This window comes from Microbacterium sp. 3J1 (assembly GCF_001049495.1).
Taxonomy (GTDB): domain Bacteria; phylum Actinomycetota; class Actinomycetes; order Actinomycetales; family Microbacteriaceae; genus Microbacterium.
The window spans coordinates 33,425-52,557 of sequence record NZ_CDWI01000014.1; the positions used below are offsets into that span (position 1 = coordinate 33,425).

At 68.6% G+C, this 19,133-nt stretch carries 17 protein-coding genes; 5 read left to right on the forward strand and 12 right to left on the reverse strand.

Annotated elements, in window-relative coordinates; translation table 11 throughout:
• Positions 1–75 precede the first annotated feature (75 nt).
• The 4 genes from BN2660_RS14495 to dut form a co-directional block, all read right to left on the reverse strand.
• The gene (locus tag BN2660_RS14495) at positions 76–2,940 is read right to left on the reverse strand and encodes an aconitate hydratase (RefSeq protein WP_091233822.1); all 2,865 of its coding nucleotides are present in this window, start codon (positions 2,938–2,940) and stop codon (positions 76–78) included.
• Between the two features lie 153 nt (positions 2,941–3,093).
• Complete coding sequence (locus tag BN2660_RS14500; protein WP_091234802.1) at positions 3,094–3,822, reverse strand: DUF3159 domain-containing protein; 729 nt, start codon at positions 3,820–3,822, stop codon at positions 3,094–3,096.
• Between the two features lie 2 nt (positions 3,823–3,824).
• Entirely contained in the window at positions 3,825–4,412 is a 588-nt protein-coding gene (locus BN2660_RS14505) for a DUF3710 domain-containing protein (protein ID WP_091233825.1), read from the reverse strand.
• Positions 4,405–4,896 (reverse strand): dUTP diphosphatase, encoded by a 492-nt coding sequence (dut, locus tag BN2660_RS14510; protein WP_091233829.1) that lies wholly within the window; start codon positions 4,894–4,896, stop codon positions 4,405–4,407. The genes BN2660_RS14505 and dut overlap by 8 nt, the downstream gene beginning before the upstream one ends.
• A 12-nt stretch (positions 4,897–4,908) precedes the next feature.
• Between dut and BN2660_RS14515 the strand changes: the two genes are divergently transcribed.
• Positions 4,909–5,376, forward strand: a complete 468-nt coding sequence (locus tag BN2660_RS14515) for a DUF3093 domain-containing protein (protein WP_091233832.1) — start codon at positions 4,909–4,911, stop codon at positions 5,374–5,376.
• Between the two features lie 122 nt (positions 5,377–5,498).
• Here the strand turns inward: BN2660_RS14515 and BN2660_RS14520 are convergent, their stop codons facing one another.
• Positions 5,499–5,792 (reverse strand): DUF4193 domain-containing protein, encoded by a 294-nt coding sequence (locus tag BN2660_RS14520; protein WP_050720878.1) that lies wholly within the window; start codon positions 5,790–5,792, stop codon positions 5,499–5,501.
• Between the two features lie 196 nt (positions 5,793–5,988).
• Here BN2660_RS14520 and sepH point away from each other — a divergent pair, with 196 nt between their 5' ends.
• A complete protein-coding gene (sepH, locus tag BN2660_RS14525) occupies positions 5,989–7,041 on the forward strand; it encodes a septation protein SepH (protein WP_091233835.1) in 1,053 nt (350 codons plus the stop codon).
• Positions 7,042–7,080: 39 nt separating this feature from the next.
• Here the strand turns inward: sepH and BN2660_RS14530 are convergent, their stop codons facing one another.
• A complete protein-coding gene (locus BN2660_RS14530) occupies positions 7,081–8,202 on the reverse strand; it encodes an alkaline phosphatase family protein (protein WP_091233838.1) in 1,122 nt (373 codons plus the stop codon).
• A 44-nt stretch (positions 8,203–8,246) separates the two neighbouring features.
• On the opposite strand from BN2660_RS14530, the gene BN2660_RS14535 reads away from it, so the two are divergent.
• A complete protein-coding gene (locus tag BN2660_RS14535) occupies positions 8,247–10,694 on the forward strand; it encodes a DNA gyrase/topoisomerase IV subunit A (RefSeq protein WP_091233840.1) in 2,448 nt (815 codons plus the stop codon).
• An 18-nt stretch (positions 10,695–10,712) separates the two neighbouring features.
• Here the strand turns inward: BN2660_RS14535 and BN2660_RS14540 are convergent, their stop codons facing one another.
• Together BN2660_RS14540 and BN2660_RS14545 are read right to left on the reverse strand one after the other, a co-directional pair.
• Positions 10,713–11,621, reverse strand: coding sequence for an arginase family protein (locus tag BN2660_RS14540; RefSeq protein WP_091233843.1), 909 nt, complete (start codon positions 11,619–11,621; stop codon positions 10,713–10,715).
• Between the two features lie 25 nt (positions 11,622–11,646).
• Positions 11,647–13,728, reverse strand: a complete 2,082-nt coding sequence (locus BN2660_RS14545; RefSeq protein ID WP_091233845.1) for a DNA gyrase/topoisomerase IV subunit B — start codon at positions 13,726–13,728, stop codon at positions 11,647–11,649.
• 182 nt (positions 13,729–13,910) lie between these two features.
• Here BN2660_RS14545 and BN2660_RS14550 point away from each other — a divergent pair, with 182 nt between their 5' ends.
• Positions 13,911–14,123 carry a DUF7455 domain-containing protein gene (locus BN2660_RS14550; protein WP_060928201.1) on the forward strand — a complete coding sequence of 71 codons (213 nt, stop codon included), beginning with the start codon at positions 13,911–13,913 and terminating at the stop codon, positions 14,121–14,123.
• 90 nt (positions 14,124–14,213) lie between these two features.
• Here the strand turns inward: BN2660_RS14550 and BN2660_RS14555 are convergent, their stop codons facing one another.
• Together BN2660_RS14555 and BN2660_RS14560 are read right to left on the reverse strand one after the other, a co-directional pair.
• Positions 14,214–15,254: an alanine racemase gene (locus BN2660_RS14555; protein WP_091233849.1), complete on the reverse strand. Its 1,041-nt coding sequence runs from the start codon at positions 15,252–15,254 to the stop codon at positions 14,214–14,216.
• Complete coding sequence (locus tag BN2660_RS14560) at positions 15,251–15,958, reverse strand: alanine racemase (RefSeq protein ID WP_255305196.1); 708 nt, start codon at positions 15,956–15,958, stop codon at positions 15,251–15,253. Before BN2660_RS14560 ends, BN2660_RS14555 begins: the two co-directional genes overlap by 4 nt.
• A 79-nt stretch (positions 15,959–16,037) precedes the next feature.
• On the opposite strand from BN2660_RS14560, the gene BN2660_RS14565 reads away from it, so the two are divergent.
• A complete protein-coding gene (locus BN2660_RS14565) occupies positions 16,038–17,054 on the forward strand; it encodes a sugar-transfer associated ATP-grasp domain-containing protein (RefSeq protein WP_091233857.1) in 1,017 nt (338 codons plus the stop codon).
• Positions 17,055–17,132: 78 nt separating this feature from the next.
• Here the strand turns inward: BN2660_RS14565 and BN2660_RS14570 are convergent, their stop codons facing one another.
• Positions 17,133–17,825 (reverse strand): coenzyme F420-0:L-glutamate ligase, encoded by a 693-nt coding sequence (locus tag BN2660_RS14570; protein WP_091233863.1) that lies wholly within the window; start codon positions 17,823–17,825, stop codon positions 17,133–17,135.
• Positions 17,825–19,057, reverse strand: coding sequence for an RNA polymerase sigma factor (locus BN2660_RS14575; protein WP_255305197.1), 1,233 nt, complete (start codon positions 19,055–19,057; stop codon positions 17,825–17,827). The genes BN2660_RS14570 and BN2660_RS14575 overlap by 1 nt, the downstream gene beginning before the upstream one ends.
• Positions 19,058–19,133 lie beyond the last annotated feature (76 nt).

The following is a 19,133-nucleotide window of genomic DNA, read 5'->3' on the forward strand; positions in this document are numbered from 1 at the left end:
TCGGAGAACCCCGATGCCTTGACACGCGAGAGGGGGCCCGGCTACGAAGAACCGGACCCCCTCTCGATGCGGCGATCAGACCAGCGAACGCAGCACGTACTGCAGGATTCCGCCGTTGCGGTAGTAGTCCGCCTCACCGGGGGTGTCGATGCGGACGACCGCGTCGAACTCCACGACCTGCTTGCCCTCGGGCGAGTGCTCGCTCGGAGTCGCCGTCACGCGGACGGTCTTCGGGGTGACGCCGTTGTTGAGCTCCTCGAGGCCGGTGATCGAGACGATCTCCGTGCCGTCGAGACCCAGCGACTCCCAGCTCTCCCCTGCGGGGAACTGCAGCGGGACGACACCCATGCCGATCAGGTTCGACCGGTGGATGCGCTCGAAGCTCTCGGTGATCACGGCCTTGACGCCCAGCAGGCTCGTGCCCTTGGCCGCCCAGTCGCGCGACGACCCGGAGCCGTACTCCTTGCCACCGAAGATGACGAGAGGCGTGCCCTGCTCCTGGTAGTTCATGCTCGCGTCGTAGATGTACGACTGCGGTCCGCCGGGCTGCGTGAAGTCGCGCGTGAACCCGCCCTCGACGACCTGGCCGTCGTTGACGGCCGAGACCATGAGGTTCTTCAGGCGGATGTTCGCGAACGTTCCGCGGATCATGACCTCGTGGTTGCCGCGGCGCGAGCCGAAGGAGTTGAAGTCCTTGCGGTCCACCCCGTGCTCGGTGAGGTACTGCGCGGCAGGCGTCCCGGGCTTGATGTTTCCGGCGGGAGAGATGTGGTCGGTCGTGACCGAGTCGCCCAGTGTCGCCATGACGCGTGCGCCCTGGATGTCGGCGACCGGCGTGAGCTCCATCGTCATGCCGTCGAAGTAGGGCGCCTTGCGCACGTACGTCGAGTTCTCGTCCCACTGGAAGATGTCGTCATCCGGGGTGGGCAGGCTGCGCCAGCGCTCGTCGCCGTCGAAGACGGTCGCGTACTGCTTGATGAACTGCTCGCGCGAGATCGACGAGTCGACGATCTCCTGCACCTCGTCCGGCGACGGCCAGATGTCCTTGAGGAACACGTCGTTGCCGTCGGTGTCCTTGCCGAGCGCGTCGGTCTCGAAGTCGAAGTGCATCGACCCGGCGAGAGCGTACGCGATCACCAGCGGCGGGCTGGCGAGGTAGTTCATCTTCACGTCGGGGCTGATGCGACCCTCGAAGTTGCGGTTTCCCGAGAGGACAGCGGTGACCGCGAGGTCGTTCGCGTTGATCGCCTCGGAGACCTCTTCGATCAGCGGACCGGAGTTGCCGATGCAGATCGTGCAGCCGTAGCCGACCGTGTAGAAGCCGAGCCCCTCGAGATCCTTGTCGAGTCCGGACTTCTCGTAGTAGTCGGTGACGACCTTCGAGCCGGGGCCGAGCGTGGTCTTGACCCACGGCTTCTGCGTGAGGCCCTTCTCCCGGGCCTTGCGCGCCACCAGACCGGCCGCGATCATGACCGACGGGTTCGAGGTGTTGGTGCACGAGGTGATGGCCGCGAGGGTGACCGCGCCGTTGTCGAGCATGTAGCGCTGCCCGTCGGGCGTGGACACCGGCACCGGCTTGGAGGCCGGGTGCGGCCCGCCGCTGAAGAGCAGCATCGACTCGACGTGCTCCTCCTCGTGCTGGTGCGAGACGCCGTTCTCCGCCACGTGCTCGTGCTCGACGCCGGGTGCTGTGCCGGGGTCGGAGGCCGGGAACGTGCCCTCGACCTCGACGGTCTCCTCGCCGATGGCGGCGTAGTGGAGGATGTCCTGCTCGAACTGCGACTTCGCCTCGGAGAGGAGGATGCGGTCCTGCGGGCGCTTCGGTCCGGCGATCGAGGGGACGACCGTCGCGAGGTCGAGCTCGAGGTATTCGCTGAAGACCGGCTCCTGCGACGGGTCGTGCCAGAGCTTCTGCTCCTTGGCGTAGGCCTCGACGAGAGCGACGGCCTCCTCGCTGCGGCCGGTGAGGCGCAGGTAGTCGAGCGTGACGTCGTCGATCGGGAAGATCGCTGCGGTCGAACCGAACTCCGGCGACATGTTGCCGATGGTGGCACGGTTGGCCAGCGGGACCGACGCGACGCCCTCGCCGTAGAACTCGACGAACTTGCCGACGACGCCGTGCTTGCGGAGCAGGTCGGTGATGGTGAGCACGACGTCGGTGGCCGTGACGCCTGCGGGGATCTCACCCGACAGCTTGAAGCCGACGACGCGCGGGATGAGCATCGACACAGGCTGGCCCAGCATCGCGGCCTCGGCCTCGATGCCGCCGACGCCCCAGCCGAGCACGCCCAGGCCGTTGACCATCGTCGTGTGCGAGTCGGTGCCGACGCAGGTGTCGGGGTATGCGCGCAGCACGCCGTCGACGTCGCGGTCGTAGATGACCTTCGCGAGGTGCTCGATGTTCACCTGGTGCACGATGCCGGTTCCCGGAGGAACGACCTTGAAGTCGCTGAACGCCGTCTGGCCCCAGCGGAGGAACTGGTAGCGCTCGCCGTTGCGCTCGTACTCGATCTCGACGTTGCGCTCGAGCGCGTTCTCGGAACCGAACAGATCCGCGATGACGGAGTGGTCGATGACCATCTCGGCCGGCGAGAGCGGGTTGATCTTGTTGGCGTCTCCGCCGAGCGCCGTGACGGCCTCGCGCATGGTGGCGAGGTCGACGATGCAGGGAACACCCGTGAAGTCCTGCATCACGACGCGCGCGGGCGTGAACTGGATCTCCGTGTTCGGCTCGGCCGCGGCATCCCACGACCCCAGCGCCTCGATCTGCGCCTTCGTCACGTTCGCACCGTCTTCGGTGCGCAGCAGGTTCTCGAGGAGGACCTTGAGGCTGAAGGGGAGCTTGTCGAAACCGGGCACCGTGTCGATGCGGAAGATCTCGTAGTCGGTGCTGCCGACCGTCAGGGTGCTCTTGGCACCGAAGCTGTTCACCGTGGACACGAATCCGTCTCCTTCTATTCGGATGGGAGCGACAGGCGCCTCCATCTTGCTCGCCAGCGAGCCCCTGCGGCTAGCAAGGCAGACCTAACCAGTCTGCTCCGCGTGACGCTCGGGCGAAAGCCTGCAATTTATCTTGATGTCAAGATAAATCTATCATGCCTCGGGCGGTGTCCCGGCATTCGGTTCGCGCGGATAGAGCGCTCGGACGACGAGCCAGGTGACGGCGATCAGCGGAGCGAAGAGCGGCAGTCCCATGATGAGCTTCAGCGTGCCGAGGATCGCGACCTCGTCGGCGAGGTAGAGCGGGAGCTGTACGGCGAGGCGTGCGAAGAACAGAGCCGCCCAGGCGATGCCGAGCCAGCGGAACGCACGCCTCTTGCGGCGGTCGCCGCGCCAGGCCGTCCCCTCGCCCATCAGGAACCCGACGGCGAGACCGATCAGCGACCAGCCGATGAGCGCCGACACGAGCATCGCCGTGCCGTACGCCGCGTTCGTGATGAGTCCTGGGACGAAGTTGTCCGCGCCGCGGCCCGTCCACAGGGCCAGCGCGGCGGCGGCGGCAGCGGCGACGAGCCCGCCGATCGCCGCCGAGGGCGGCGATTTCTGCAGCAGTCGGACGATGGTGAACACCGCCGCGAGTCCGACCGAGACTCCCAATGACAGGAGCAGCGGCTCGGGCCGGATCGTGAAGAGGATGACGAACGCCAGGCTCGGGAGGACGGATTCGAGGATTCCTCGCCAGCCGCCCATCGCCGACCAGACGACCTTGTGCGTCGCCCCGTTGTCGGCCGGGTCGAGCCCCGCCTTCCTGGCCGCGCCTCCCAGCGCTGCGCCGAGGATCTCCGACGCGCTCTGCTCGCGCTCGGGCTCCGGTGCCGACACGGTCACGCGGAGCCGGGTGTGGCGGGCATCTTCAGCGGGATCAGGTCCCGAGGAGGCATGGGCGCTCCCCCACGCACGACGACGATCGAGCGGAACAGGTCCTCGACCTTGGCGGCGGCATCGAGGTCCGACGTCGCCGCGCCGCCGATGACGCCGCGCAGGAACCAGCGCGGGCCGTCGATACCGATGAAGCGCGCGAGGCGGAGCTCGGAGCCCTCGTTCGCCGGCGCAGGCACCTCGGCGAGGAGCTCCTTGCCGAGCGGGCCTTCGCGCTCCTCGACGCGCCCGCCCTGCGAACGGACCTGGTCGCGCAGCTGGACGCGGGTCTCGTCCCACAGACCACCGGAGCGGGGTGCCGCGAAGGGCTGCACCTGCAGCGAAGAGTCCGCGTAGTCGAGGCCGACGGCGACGATGCGCTTGGACTGCTCCTCGACCTCGAGGCGGAGGTTGAGACCCTCCCGCGGGAGGATCTTGATGCCGCCGAGGTCGATGTACGGGCGGACCGGGTTCGCTTCGGAATCGTCGAAGGGCCCTTCGGTCGCCCGGTTGAGGGGCGCCGACTTCGAGGGGGTCGCGTTGTTGTCAGTCATTGACCTGTCCTGCTGGAGATGGATGGAGTCCTGCCTGATACCCGGTCGAACCGAAACCGCCTTCGCCGCGGGTGCTCTCGGGCAGCACCTCGACCGGGATGAACGTGGCGCGCGTCACGGGCATGATGATCAGCTGAGCGATGCGATCGCCGACGGCCACATCGTACGCGCTCCGGATGTCGGTGTTGATCAGGCTCACCTTGATCTCACCGCGGTACCCGGCATCCACCGTTCCCGGGGAGTTGACGATGGATATCCCGTGCTTCGCCGCGAGGCCGCTGCGCGGCACGACGAAGGCGGCGTAGCCGTCCGGGAGCGCGATCCGCACCCCGGTGGCGACGAGGGCCCGCTCCCCCGGCTCGAGGTGCACAGACTCCGCGGCCACCAGGTCGGCTCCGGCGTCGCCCGGATGCGCGTATCCCGGCACGACGGCGGCGCCGTCGAGCACAGGGGCGATAATGGGGACATCAACCGAATCAGTCACCCCCCGAGGCTAATGCAGAACACCGCTCCCGACACACGAACGCGATACCGCGAACGGCTCGCGCCGAGCCTGTGGCTGCTGGTCACGGTGGCGCTGGCCGGGCCGATGGTGTCGCTGATCTTCGTGCCGATCGGATCGACGACCTTCGCGCTCATCGTGGGGGCGGCCGTCTCCGCGCTTCTCGTGCTCGGCGCGATCGCGGTCACGCCGGTCGTACGGATCGACGGAGATGTCCTCCGCGCGGGGCGCGCGCACATCGAGGTCCGCCACCTCGGCGAACCGGTGGCTCTGATCGGCGAGGACGCCCGCAGCGCTCGCGGTCCGGCACTGCCCGCCCGGGGGTGGCACCTCATCCGCGGTGGGATCGACGGCGTGGTCGTCGTCCCGAACATCGACGCCGACGACCCCGTCGACACGTGGACGATCTCCACACGGACGCCCGATCGGCTCGCCGCCGCCATCCGCGCGGCGAAGGCCTGATCCCGGAGGCCTTCCTTCAGCGGCCTCGCATTCCACACCTCTCCAGGCCTGCACTGCCCCGAAGACGACGACGCGCCCCTGACCGGATGGTCGGGGGCGCGAGGTATGTCGGTCGGGTGCGCTCAGGCGGCGCACTCCTTGCAGATCGGGCCGGATGCGTCTTCGTGGTCGAGCTGCGAGCGGTGCTTCACGAGGAAGCAGCTCATGCAGGTGAACTCGTCCTGCTGCGCGGGCAGCACGACGACATCGAGCTCGAGGTCGGACAGGTCGGCACCGGGGAGGTCGAAGCTGGACGGGTTGTCCGCGTCCTCGTCTCCCGTGGAGCCGGAGTTCTTGTCCGGCACACGCTCCTTGAGGGCTTCGATCGACTCGGAGTCGTCTTCGCTCTTGCGGGGAGCGTCGTAGTCGGTTGCCATGTGGTGAATCTCCACTTTCATGCGAGTGGGTGGTGCGCCGTCGGGGTAATCGGCGGCCATAGTTTGCACGACCGCAGAGCAATAAGCAAATGCCGACGGGCGCGACAGAGCAAACTCACGGCACGCCCAGGGTATTCCCGGGTCGACGGCGTGCTGCGTGACACCATGAACGCACACCCATCAGAGGGGCAATCGCATGGAAAACGTCACCATCGTCGGCACCGAGGCAGGAGTCCTCGTACTCGCGACCGAGTCGGGCGAGCGGTTCTCGCTGCCCATCGACGACGTGCTGCACCGCGAGATCCGCCGCGCCACGAGGCAGAGCGAGCCGAGCACGCAGCGACTCGCCGCGAGCCCCCGCGACATCCAGGCCCAGATCAGGGCGGGGCTGACTGCGCCCGAGGTGGCCGAGCTCCTCGGCATCACGGTCGAGGACGTCTCGCGGTTCGAAGGCCCCGTGCTCGCGGAGCGCGAGCACGTCATCGGTCAGGCTCTCGCGGTCCCCGTGCTCATCGGCAGCGAGGTCGAACCCGACGCCCAGCCGACGTTCGGCACCGCCATCCGCGCCAAGCTGTCGGAGGTCGAGGCCACCGCCGAGCGCTGGGCGAGCTGGAAGGAGGAGAGCGGCTGGATCATCAAGCTGGAGTTCTCCGCGAACGAGGTCGAGCATGACGCTCGCTGGAGCTTCGACCCACGACGCAGTGCGCTCTCGCCGCTCAATGCCGACGCCACACAGCTCTCCCGCCAGGGATCGCTCCCCGAGGGACTCATCCCCCGTCTCCGCGCGGTCGAGGCGGAGCGTCCCGCCTCGCCCTACAAGGATGAGAGCCGGTTCGACTCCGGCGCGTTCGGGCCCCGGCTCGTCGCGTCGAGTGACATTCCGCTCGACGACAGGCCCACTCCTGAGCGCTCTTCCTCGTCGGTGCAGGAGGCCGCCACCAAGCGCGCACCGGATGCGCCGACCACGAGCCCGGAGACGGCGGACCTGCTCGAAGCGCTGCGTCGCCGCCGTGGCCAGCGTGAATCCGCTCCGGTGATCGCAAGCGACATCGATGATGCCGAGGCTGCGGACGAGCCGAACCCGATCGCTCTGTTCGACGCCGCCTTCGAGCCCGAGGAGCCGGAACCCGAGGAGGAGCCGCGCCCCTCCGCACCCGAGCAGTCGACCGAGAACGGTGGACGCCGAAAGCGCCGCAACGCGATGCCCTCGTGGGATGAGATCGTGTTCGGCGCTCGCACCGACGAGTGACCGCCGCCACCCGGACGTCCTGAAGAGGACGCTGACGACTCAGCGGGCGAAGGCGCCGAGCCGCAGAAGCGGCACCTGACGCTCCTCTGCGGTGAGCCCGCCATGCTGCCCGACCATGCCTCGGTTGCGCTGATCCGGCGCCGTACCGTCGTAGACGGCGCCGTTGCCCCGTGCGACCACCAGGACGTCGCCGATGCGCGACGCCGCCGCGTCTGTGACGGACGGGCCGAAGAGACCGGCGTCCGTCGCCTCCTGCCGGGTGCCCACCTCGGCCAGTCCCTCCAGGTCGCTGCGCCACCGGGTCGCGAGCTCATCGGCGTCGGCGTCGGGTTCGACGTACACATGAAGCATCCGCGGCTCGCCGCCCAGATGGCGCACGCCGACGAGATGCTCGGCCTCGAGCACGACCTGCCGGTGCGCCGGCACGTCGACCATGCCGTGATCGGACGTGACGACGACCCCGACTCCGCTCGGAACACGCGGTGACATCGCCGCGTCGACCTCTTCGAGTGCGGCGATCCACTGCGGCGAGTCCACACCGTACCGGTGTCCGGCCTTGTCCACCTCAGGCAGGTAGCAGTAGACCACCGAGCCCGGGTGACGTTCGGCGAGCTCGTATGCGACCTCCACCCGAGCCGCGGGCGTCGCCGCGGCCACGAAGTCGGCGCCGCGGAGCGTCGCACGCGTGAATCCGCTGCCCGCGTATGCCGCGACCCCGACCGCGAACGCACGCCTTCCCTCCTGCACCGCACGTTCGAACATCGTCGTCGCGGGCTGCCACGTGAGCGGATCCAGACCCTCGGACTCCCACCCGGTGAGCTGATTCACGAGGACATCCCTCGACCGGTCGAGCACGCGGTATCCCACGAGTCCATGCTCCCCGGGCCAGACGCCGGTCAGGATGCTGGTCAGCGCGGCGGCGGTCGTCGAGGGGAAGACCGAGGTCGCGACATCCTTCTTCGCCATACCGGCGGTGAGAGTCCTCGCATGTCCTGCGTGCTGACGCAGACTTATCGCGCCGAGCCCGTCGATGAGCACGAGCACGACGGACTCCGCTCTCGGAAGATGCGCGGATTCGCCGCGCAGAGCCGCGAACAGGTCGTCCGCCACCCCGACGACGCTCCGGGCCGAGAGCGACTCGGACGGTAGCATGAGGGACATCCGAGCCAGTCTGACACAGGCTCCCGCACGCCCTCAGGATGCCCATGCCGAAAACCCCGCCGCCCGAGCTCGTCCCGGAGAGAATCCAGGACATCGACCTCGAGAGCGAGATGCAGGGCTCGTTCCTCGAGTACGCGTACTCGGTCATCTACTCCCGTGCGCTGCCGGACGCCCGTGACGGACTCAAGCCCGTCCAACGGCGCATCCTCTACCAGATGGCCGAGATGGGACTGCGCCCCGAACGCGGGCACGTCAAGAGCGCGCGCGTCGTCGGCGAGGTGATGGGAAAGCTCCACCCGCACGGTGACTCCGCCATCTACGACGCCCTCGTGCGGCTCGCTCAGGACTTCGCCCTCCGCGTTCCGCTCGTCGACGGCCACGGCAACTTCGGCTCCCTCGACGACGGTCCCGCCGCCGCACGGTACACCGAGGCGCGCCTCGCAGCGCCGGCCATGGCGCTGACCGAGAACCTCGACGAGGACGTCGTCGACTTCGTGCCGAACTACGACGGGCAGTTCCAGCAGCCGGCCGTGCTCCCTGCGGCCTTCCCGAACCTCCTCGTCAACGGCGCGAGCGGCATCGCCGTCGGCATGGCGACGAACATGGCCCCGCACAACCTCATCGAGGTCGTCGCGGCCGCGACTCATCTGCTCGAGAACCCTGATGCCACGACGGAAGAGCTCATGGAGTTCGTTCCGGGTCCGGACTTCCCGTCGGGCGGCATCCTCATGGGTCTCGACGGCGTCAAGGACGCCTACACGAACGGCCGTGGTGCTCTGAAGGTGCGCGGCAAGGTCTCCGTGGAGCCCCTCGGTCCTCGGCGCACCGGCATCATCGTGTCCGAGCTCCCCTACATGGTCGGCCCCGAGCGTCTGATCGAGAAGATCCGCGACGCCGTGCAGGCGAAGAAGCTGCAGGGCATCAGCGACGTCACCGACCTCACCGACCGCAACCACGGCCTGCGGGTCGCCATCGGGATCAAGACGGGCTTCGACCCGAACGCGGTGCTCGAACAGCTCTACCGACTGACCCCGCTCGAGGACTCCTTCAGCATCAACAACGTCGCGCTCGTCGACGGACAGCCGCGCACTCTGGGCCTCAAGGAGATGCTCAGCGTCTACGTGGCGCACCGCCTCGAGGTCATCACCCGCCGCAGCCGGTACCGCCTCGCCCGCCGGGAGGAGCGCCTCCACCTCGTCGAGGGTCTGCTCATCGCGATCCTCGACATCGACGAGGTGATCCAGGTCATCCGCTCGTCCGACGACTCTGAACAGGCTCGCACACGCCTGCGATCGGTCTTCGACCTCAGTGAGCTGCAGGCGGAGTACATCCTCGAGCTGCGTCTGCGCCGGCTGACGAAGTTCTCGCGCATCGAGCTCGAGTCGGAGCGCGATGCCCTCCTCGCCGAGATCTCGGCCCTGACCGAGCTGCTGGGCAGCGACGTGCTCCTCCGCGCAGCCGTCGCCCGGGAGCTGGATGCTGCGGCCGACGCATACGGAACTCCGCGCCGCACCCTGCTGATGAACGCCGCGCCTCCCAAGCCCCGCGCGACCAAGGGCGCCGTCGATCTCCAGATCGCCGACGCTCCGACGGTCCTCGTGCTGTCGACGACGGGCCGCGCCGTCCGCGTCGACCTCGGCGAGGGTCAGGAGCTCGCTGTGCCCGCTCGGCGGAGCAAGCACGACGCCATCCTCGCCACCGCCCGCACGACGGTGCGCTCCGACATCGGCGCCCTCACCAGCGAGGGACGAGTCCTGCGGTTCTCCCCCGTCGACCTGCCCTCGGTTCCCGCGACCTCGGTGCAGCTCGCCGCGGGCACCCCGCTGCGCGACTATCTGGGCATCACCACCCGGGGAGAGCGCATCCTCGGCTTCGTGCGCTTCGACAGCGACACCCCGATCGCCCTCGGCACCGCCCAGGGCACGGTCAAGCGCATCGTCCCCCGCACGTTGCCCGTGCGCCCCGACCTCGAGGTCATCGGCATGAAGCCCGGTGACACGGTCGTCGGCGCGATGGAGGCGCCGGACGACGCTGATCTGGTCTTCGTGACCACCGACGCCCAGCTGCTGCGATTCAGCGCGTCCGCGGTCCGCCCGCAGGGTGCGCCCGCCGGCGGCATGGCGGGCGTCAAGCTCGGCTCGGGGGCCGCAGTGCTGTTCTTCGGCGCAGTGGGCGCCGGCGCCGGCGGTGAGGCCGTCGTCGCCACGGTGTCGGGCGGCGAGAGCGTCCTTCCCGGAACCGACCCCGGACGCGCGAAGGTCTCGGTCTTCGCCGAGTATCCCGCCAAGGGACGCGGAACCGGAGGCGTCCGCGCCCACGCGTTCCTCAAGGGCGAGGATCGGCTGACGGTGGCCTGGGTCGGCCCCGGTCCCGCGCAGGCCGTGGACCCCACCGGTGCCGTGCGCAAGCTCCCCGAGACGGGGGCACGGCGCGATGCATCCGGTCAGCCGATCGACGGCGTGATCGGCAGCATCGGCCGCACGCTGGTCTGAGGCAGCAGGAGCGCGGCGTCAGTCCGGCGCGGCGTCTTCCCCCAGCCGAGCCAGGCCCTCGTCGATGACCCCCGCCAGCAGGCGAGCGTAGGCACCGGTCGGGTCGAGGTCGGGGTCGAACACGGTGATCGCCGCGCCCCACGCCCGCGGCGCGAGCTCTCGGAGCAGACCGACCAGCTCCCCGGGCGCGAGGCCCCCGGGATCCGGGCTGTCGACGGCCGGCATGTGCTCGGGGTCCAACACGTCCACGTCCACCTGCAGCCAGAACCCGCGGCTCAACCCCGGTGCGGCGAGTACTCGTTCGGCCACAGCCGAGGCACCGTGCGAGATGACCTGATCGGCGGGCACGGTCACCGCGATCCGCGCCAGGACCTCTGCGAGCTCCGCATCGTCCTTCCGGCACCCGATGTGCGCCGTGGCCGCTGCGTCGAAGTAGGGACCGAGTCCGTCGATATCGGCGATCTCGGACACGTGCTCGCCGATGGCCGCGGCGAGGTCCTCCCCCGCCAGGGATCCGAACGCGGCGCTGTTCCCGGGGTGGCGGAAGTCGGTATGCCCGTCGATGTGCACGAGGCCCGCGCCTCCCGTCGTCCGGGAGGCCAGCCCCGCTGCGACGATCAGGCTGCAGTCCCCTCCCAGCACGAGCGGCGCGTGACCGCCACCCCGCAGGGCCACGAGTCTGCTCGCTAGACGTCGCGCGTGGTCGATGATCGCACCCTGGTTGCGCAGCGCCCGCTCTCCGCGTCCGGGGTCGTCGACGTAGCGACCCGGGAGGATCGCACCACCGTCGATCGCGCCACGCGCGCTCAGCGCGGCATGGAGTCCCGCCTCGCGCAGGGCCTCCGGCGCCTTCGACGTGCCGGGAACGGCACCGGGCACGGGCGGCCGCAGACCGAGATTCGACGGAGCGGAGACGATCGCGATCATGCTCTCATCATCCCGCGTGCGCCGTTCAGGCGTCGATCGACTCCCGCGAGAGGCGACCCGAGGAGTCGATGATGAATTCGCGACGGGGAGCCACCTCGTTGCCCATCAGCAGCTCGAAGACGCGCCCTGCGGCCTCGGCGTCCTCCATGCGCACCCGGCGCAGCAGCCGCCCGCCGCGGTCCATGGTCGTCGTCGCCAACTGCTCGGCATCCATCTCGCCCAGCCCCTTGTAGCGCTGGATCGGCTCGTGCCACTTCTTGCCGGCCTTGCGCAGCTTCGTCAGCAGCGCGTGCATCTCCTGCTCGCTGTACGTGTAGATCGTCTCGTTGGGCTTGGAGCCCGGGTTCATCACGATCACTCGATGCAGCGGCGGGACGGCCGCGAACACGCGACCGTGCTCGATCAGCGGCCTCATGTAGCGGTAGAACAGCGTGAGCAGCAGGGTGCGGATGTGAGCGCCGTCGACGTCGGCGTCGCTCATCAGGATCACCTTGCCGTAGCGGGCCGCATCGATGTCGAAGCTGCGTCCCGATCCGGCGCCGATGACCTGGATGATCGAGGCGCATTCGGCGTTCGAGAGCATGTCGCCCACGGACGCCTTCTGCACGTTGAGGATCTTCCCCCGGATCGGCAGCAGCGCCTGGAACTCGCTGTTGCGCGCGTTCTTCGCCGTTCCCAGAGCCGAGTCGCCCTCGACGATGAAGAGCTCGCTGCGCTCGACCTCGTTCGTGCGGCAGTCGACGAGCTTCGTCGGCAGCGTCGACGACTCGAGTGCGTTCTTGCGCCGCTGAGTCTCCTTGTGCGCGCGGGCCGACACCCGCGCCTTCATCTCGGCGACGACCTTGTCGAGCAGCTGGGTCGCCTGGCTCTTGTCGTCCCGCTTGGTCGAGCTGAACCGGGCGGCGAGATCCTTGCGGAGGACCTGTGCGACGATCTGCCGTACCGCCGGAGTGCCGAGCACCTCCTTGGTCTGCCCCTCGAACTGGGGCTCGGGGACGTTCACGGTGAGCACGGCGGTGAGCCCCGCGAGCACGTCGTCCTTCTCGAGCTTGTCGTTCGCGCCGACCTTCAGCCGACGGGCGTTCTGATCGACCTGCGCGCGCAGAACCTTGAGGAGCTCCTGCTCGAAGCCCTGCTGGTGGGTGCCGCCCTTGGGAGTCGCGATGATGTTCACGAACGAGCGCGTGAGGGTGTCGTACCCCGTGCCCCATCGCATGGCGATGTCGACGGCGCACACGCGCTCGACCTCGGTGGCGACCATGTGGCCGTCCGCCTGCAGAACGGGGACCGTCTCCTTGAAGGTGCCCTCGCCCTGGATCCGCCAGGTGTCCGTCACGGGAGCGTCGATGGCGAGGTACTCGACGAACTCCGAGATGCCGCCCTGGTAGTGGTACGAGGTCTCGTTGTTCTCGTCCGCCCGCTCGTCGCGGACGACGATCTCGAGTCCGGGGACGAGGAACGCGGTCTGACGGGCGCGTGTCTCGAGGTCTGCGAGCTGGAAGGCGGCATCCTTCGTGAAGATCTGCCGGTCCGCCCAGTAGCGGATGCGGGTTCCGGTCACTCCGCGCGGCGCCTTGCCGACGATCCGCAGCTCGCTCTTGTCCTCGAAGGGCGTGAACGGCGCATCAGGGCGCTTGTCGCCCTTATCGGCGAACAGCCCCGGTTCTCCGCGGTGGAAGGACATCGCGTAGGTCTTGCCGCCGCGATCGACCTCGACATCGAGACGCTCCGAGAGCGCGTTGACGACCGAGGCGCCCACGCCGTGCAGACCGCCGGATGCCGCATACGAGCCGCCGCCGAACTTTCCGCCGGCGTGGAGTTTGGTGAAGACCACCTCGACGCCTGTCAGCCCCGTGCGCGGCTCGACGTCGACCGGGATGCCACGACCGCTGTCGTGCACCTCGACGCTGCCGTCCGCGTGCAGGATGGTGACGATCTTCGAGCCGTTGCCCGCGACGGCCTCGTCGACGGCGTTGTCGATGATCTCCCAGAGGCAGTGCATCAGGCCCGGCGATCCGTTCGAGCCGATGTACATACCGGGACGCTTGCGGACGGCCTCGAGCCCTTCGAGCACCTGGAGATGATGGGCGGAATACTCGGCGGTCACAATCTCCGAGTCTATTCGCGGTGTGGGCCCATGCCCCGCAGACACTCCCCGCGGGGACGTCGCTCGCCGGTGGAGTGTACGCGCTGAGCGAAACACGCCGCAAGACGGGCATCACCACACCTGCCGCGTGGTTGTATTGAACACGCCTAACCAGCGAACCCGACACTCAAGGAGGCACCGAGATGAACGCAACGACCGAACGTGAGACCTCCGCCGTCGAGTTCCGCCTGACCGCCATGGATCGCTGTGATTCGTGTGGCGCTCAGGCCTACATCGCGGCCGAGGTCAACGGCTCCGAACTTCTCTTCTGCGCCCACCACGGACGCAAGTACGAGGAGAAGCTGCGCAGCATCGCCACGAGTTGGCACGACGAGACCTCGCGTCTCATCGACTGAGTGGCGCGGCACGCCAGCCGTCCTCGGAGCCCGTCGATTCGACGGGCTCCTTCTGCTTCCGCCCGCTCCCGGTGCCCCGTTCGCCGCGTCTCAGTCGACGATGACGCGACGCACGCGCGCCGTGAGCCGGGTGAGGATCTCCTCGCCGACCGTGTCGATCCGCTCCGCGAGTGTCGTCGCGCTGGATTCTCCGTGGTCTCCGCCGCCGAACACCCGGACGGGGTCGCCGACGGCCATCCCGGGCCACCCGGCGACGACCGAGGTCACGTCGCCCATGCGGATCAGGTCGCGGCGACCTCCGGGAGTCCCCACGGTCATCCCGGCGAGCGTCGACGGAAGACCGTCGAAGGAACCGAGGGCGAGGGTGGCCTCATCGCCGTGGACGGCCGTGACCGTCGCGACGAGCTCCGCCACCGGGGCGATGCCCTCCAGCTCCGGCCCCTCGGCCGAGCGGATGCCGTAGCAGAAGGCACCGATACGAGAGACGGACCCCCGGAGCTCCGGCCGCCACCAGGACGCGGCGGATGCCGTCAGATGCAGCGCCTCGGGGACCCGCCCCGTCGTGCCGGAGCGTTCCACCGCATCCATGAACACGCGCCGCGCGTCGTCGTCCTCCGCGTCGCTCGCCTCGGCGAGATGGCTCCAGATCCCCACGAGCTCGACCGCTCCGTCGGCTTCCGCCGCTCGGACGACCGTGAGCGCCTCGTCCCATTCCTCGGGCAGCAGGCCGTTGCGATGAAGGCCGGTGTCGATCTTCAGATGGATCCGCGCTCGAGCACCTCGTGCCCGCGCGCGAGCGACGATGCGTGCGAGATACTCCGCAGAACCGACCCCGAGGTCCACATCGTGGCGCAGTGCCGCATCGATCTCGTCGTCCGTCGACGTGACCCAGGCGAAGATCCGACCGTGGCCGCCGAGGATGCGGCGGATCTCGACACCGCTGCGGACGTCGTAGGATCCGAACCAGCCGATCCCGGCCGCGACGCCGGTCTCGACGGCCCAGGTCAGGCCGTGACCGTACGCGTCGTCCTTCAGCACCATCATGAGCTCGGAGGGGGCGATGCGGTCCCGGACCGCGGCGATGTTCCAGGCGAGGCGGCGCGACGAGAGGCGCAGCTCGGGCCGGCTCATGCCTCCCACCCCCGCTCGGCGTGCGCACCCGCGACGCTGATCAGCTCCCCGATCGTCATCCCGGTCACAGCGGACCAGCGCGCGAGCCCCGCGCCTGCCGGACCCGCTCCGCCGAAGTACGTCACCTGGTCGCCCGGTGCCACGCCATGCTGCCCCTCGGTGTCGACCATGCAGACGTCCATCGCCACCCGGCCGATGATCGGTCGGAGGGTTCCGTCGAGCTCGACCGGAGCTTTGTTGCCGAGCGCACGCACGATGCCCTGGGCGTAACCGCCCGTGACGAGCACGGCGGTGGTGTCCGCGGTCGCGCGGTGCGTGTACCCGTAGGAGACGGCGTCTCCGGCCTTCAACGGCTTCGTCGAGAGGACGCGACCGGTCAGGCGCATCACGGGGCGGGTACGGAGCACGCCCTCTGCGTCGGGGAGCCCGTAGAGCAGTCGCGTGTCGATGTCGGCGGCACCTCGCGTGACAGCCTCGATACCTTCGAGCGCCAGGGTCTCCACCTCGGCATCCGAGTCGACCAGGGCTGCGGCGGCGCCCGCTGCGATCACCGCGTGCGCCACTCCGACGATCCCGTGGCCCCAGGCGTCGCGTCGGAGATCGGCGATGCGTCCGCCGCGGGAGACGGCCTCGGAAGACGCCGCCGCCAGCGCCGACCGCGAGATCATGGCGTGCGGGAGGGAGCTGGATGTCGAATCACACACCCCTCCAGCCTAGCTCCGTGCTCTCAGGATGCCCGGGCCCTCCCCCGTAGACTGGAGAGTCCGCCGACCCAGGAGATCCATGTCACGCTTTTCCCTCGCGCCCCGCGTCCGCTACCTGCTGGATCGCGCTCGGCGCATCGACGTCGCATCGGTGATCGAGAGGGCGAAGGAGGCCTCGGCCCAGCACGGCAAGGCGGTGCCGCTCGTCGTCGTCGACATGCTGTGGTCCGCAGGGCGTCACAACGTCGGGTTCCAGGACTACATCGACTACGACTTCGCGATCCTGACGAAGGCCGAGCGCGACACCTACATGACCCACCCGGTGTCGAATCAGATCTCACAGAAGTACGACCACCCCGACTATCGCCACCTGTTCCACGACAAGGCGGAGTTCAACGCCCGCTTCGACGCGTATCTCAAGCGCGAATGGATGCTCATCACCGAGGGCAACGCCGATGAGCTGCGCGCCTTCACCGAACGGCAGGGCACGATCGTGGTGAAGGAGACCCACGGTCAGGCCGGCACCGGAGTGCACCGCTACCACGCGGCGGACGTCACCGATTGGAACGCCTTCCACGCCGACCTGCTGTCGAAGAAGCAGGTGCTCGTCGAGGAGGTCATCCGCCAGCACGCGGACCTCGCCGCCGTCTGCCCCGGCACCGTGAACACCACGCGCGTGACCGCCTTCTTCGACGGGGAGAAGACCCACATCCTCGCGATGGCGCAGAAGTTCGGCCGCGGTGCCGTGAGCGACCAGATGAGCTTCGGCGGGTTCTACACGATGCTCGACGAGGACGGCCACTCGGTCGGCTCCGGCTACGACTCGCACGGACATGTGCACGTCACCCACCCCGACTCGGGCTTTCCGATCGCGGACTTCCAGCTCCCGATGATCGACGAGGTCAAGGAGTTCGTCGATCAGGTCGCGCGAGTGGTGCCGCAGATCCAGTACGTCGGCTGGGACATCGTGGTGACGCCCGACGGACCCGTGCTGGTGGAGGGCAACTGGGGCGCCGGCGTCTACGAGAACAAGCCCAGCGTCACCGGCATCCGCACCGGTCACAAGCCTCGCTACCAGGCGGCGATCGGATTCTGACCGCGCGACGAAGAGCATGAAGAAGGCCCGGATGCTGAGCATCCGGGCCTTCTTTGTGTCGTGATCGGGTGCGATGAGTCAGATCTCGCGGACGATGCCCATCGGGGTCGACTGGGTCGCCTGCCCGAGGGGGTTGTCGCCGAGGATCTGCACGAGGCGGCGCTCGCCCGCCTTGTCGAGGGTCGAACCGAGGATGTTCCCGCCGATGTCGTTGATGTCGACGACGGCCACGTCGACGTCACCGCCGACCAGCTTCTGCACGCGCAACGCGACGTCGCGCGGGTTCTTCGGACCCAGCACCACCGCCTCGTTGTACGGCGGGATGGTGTTCTTCGTCGGGCCGTCGATCGCACGGGCCTTGTCTCCCGCGATGCGGTAGAAGTCGCCACGTCGGCCGAAGGCCTTCGTGATGACCGAGACGCCGGCCGCGAACAGGATCCGCAGCGTGCCGCACTCGCGCAACGCCATCTCCATGGTCTCCGGCATGCCGAGACCGATGCCGTACGACGTGCGCACGACATACCGGGAGAGGAAGCGCGCGAGCGGACGCGGCGTGATCTCGTCGAGGCGATACGAGCGCCCCTGTGTGATCGCCACGATCTTCTCGGTCACGAACAGCAGGTCGCCCGGCTGCACCGCATCCTTCGCGTACTCGGTGATGATCGCATCGAGATCGTCGTCGGGCATGACGACCCGGGTCTTGAGCGGGATGCGGGCGTAGCTCTTGCCGTCGACGCTCGCCTCGAGCGCCTTGCCGTCGTTCGCCTGCATCACTCGAGGTAGTCCCGCAGCGACTGCGAACGGCTCGGGTGCCGCAGCTTCGCCATGGTCTTCGACTCGATCTGACGGATGCGCTCACGCGTCACGCCGAAGGTGTCGCCGATCTGATCGAGCGTCTTCGGCTGTCCGTCGCCGAGGCCGAAGCGCATCCGGATGACGCCGGCCTCGCGCTCCGAGAGCGAGTCGAGCAGCTGCTCGAGCTGACGCTGCAGCATGGTGAATCCGACCGCGTCCGCGGGGACGACGGCCTCGGTGTCCTCGATCAGGTCACCGAACTCGCTGTCGCCGTCCTCACCGAGAGGCGTGTGCAGCGAGATCGGCTCACGACCGTACTTCTGGACCTCGACGACCTTCTCGGGCGTCATGTCGAGCTCACGGCTGAGCTCCTCGGGAGTGGGTTCGCGACCGAGGTCCTGCAGCATCTGACGCTGCACGCGGGCCAGCTTGTTGATGACCTCGACCATGTGCACCGGGATGCGGATGGTGCGCGCCTGGTCGGCCATCGCGCGGGTGATGGCCTGACGGATCCACCACGTCGCGTACGTCGAGAACTTGAAGCCCTTGGTGTAGTCGAACTTCTCGACCGCACGGATCAGTCCGAGGTTGCCCTCCTGGATCAGGTCGAGGAACTGCATGCCGCGGCCGGTGTAGCGCTTGGCGAGCGAGACGACGAGACGGAGGTTCGCTCCGAGCAGGTGGCTCTTCGCGCGCTGCCCGTCACGGGCGACCCACTGCAGGTCGAGTCCGAGCTGGCCGGCCTTCTCGGCAGCGGTCATCGCGGAGAGCTTCTCCTCGGCGAACAGACCCGCCTCGATGCGCATCGCGAGCTCGACCTCTTCGGCCGCGTTCAGCAGGGCGACCTTTCCGATCTGCTTCAGGTAGTCCTTGACGGGGTCGGCCGTGGCGCCCGTGATCTGGGTCGAGTAGACGGGGACGTCCTCGTCGTCGTTCGACGAGATGACGATGGCGCCGGTGGGAAGGGGCTCGGTGAACTTCGGCTTCGAGTCCTCGTCCTCCTCGTCGGCCGCCTCGGCGACGGGGGCCTCGTCTTCTTCGACGATGTCGTCCGACTTCTTCTTCTTCGCCGGGGCGCGCTTGGCAGCGGCCCGCTGCGCAGCCGTCTTGGGCGCCGGCTTCTCGGCCGCCTCCTCCACCGGGGCGTCGACCTCGGGAGCTTCGGCAGTCTTCTTCGTCCGGGTGTTCTTGGTCGTGGCAGGAGTCACGTTTCGCCTTTCACGGGGCCCATGGCGACCCCGGGACATTTCGGACACTAGTAAGACCCTTGTCAAGTCTGATCTT

Excerpts from the sequence above, each read along its gene's own strand:
- BN2660_RS14505 (WP_091233825.1), bottom strand. The coding sequence starts at position 4,412 with ATGACTGACAACAACGCGACCCCCTCGAAGTCGGCGCCCCTCAACCGG.
- BN2660_RS14515 (WP_091233832.1), top strand. The coding sequence starts at position 4,909 with ATGCAGAACACCGCTCCCGACACACGAACGCGATACCGCGAACGGCTC.
- BN2660_RS14520 (WP_050720878.1), bottom strand. The coding sequence starts at position 5,792 with ATGGCAACCGACTACGACGCTCCCCGCAAGAGCGAAGACGACTCCGAG.
- sepH (WP_091233835.1), top strand. The coding sequence starts at position 5,989 with ATGGAAAACGTCACCATCGTCGGCACCGAGGCAGGAGTCCTCGTACTC.
- BN2660_RS14530 (WP_091233838.1), bottom strand. The coding sequence starts at position 8,202 with ATGTCCCTCATGCTACCGTCCGAGTCGCTCTCGGCCCGGAGCGTCGTC.
- BN2660_RS14535 (WP_091233840.1), top strand. The coding sequence starts at position 8,247 with ATGCCGAAAACCCCGCCGCCCGAGCTCGTCCCGGAGAGAATCCAGGAC.
- BN2660_RS14540 (WP_091233843.1), bottom strand. The coding sequence starts at position 11,621 with ATGATCGCGATCGTCTCCGCTCCGTCGAATCTCGGTCTGCGGCCGCCC.
- BN2660_RS14550 (WP_060928201.1), top strand. The coding sequence starts at position 13,911 with ATGAACGCAACGACCGAACGTGAGACCTCCGCCGTCGAGTTCCGCCTG.
- BN2660_RS14555 (WP_091233849.1), bottom strand. The coding sequence starts at position 15,254 with ATGAGCCGGCCCGAGCTGCGCCTCTCGTCGCGCCGCCTCGCCTGGAAC.
- BN2660_RS14565 (WP_091233857.1), top strand. The coding sequence starts at position 16,038 with ATGTCACGCTTTTCCCTCGCGCCCCGCGTCCGCTACCTGCTGGATCGC.
- BN2660_RS14570 (WP_091233863.1), bottom strand. The coding sequence starts at position 17,825 with ATGCAGGCGAACGACGGCAAGGCGCTCGAGGCGAGCGTCGACGGCAAG.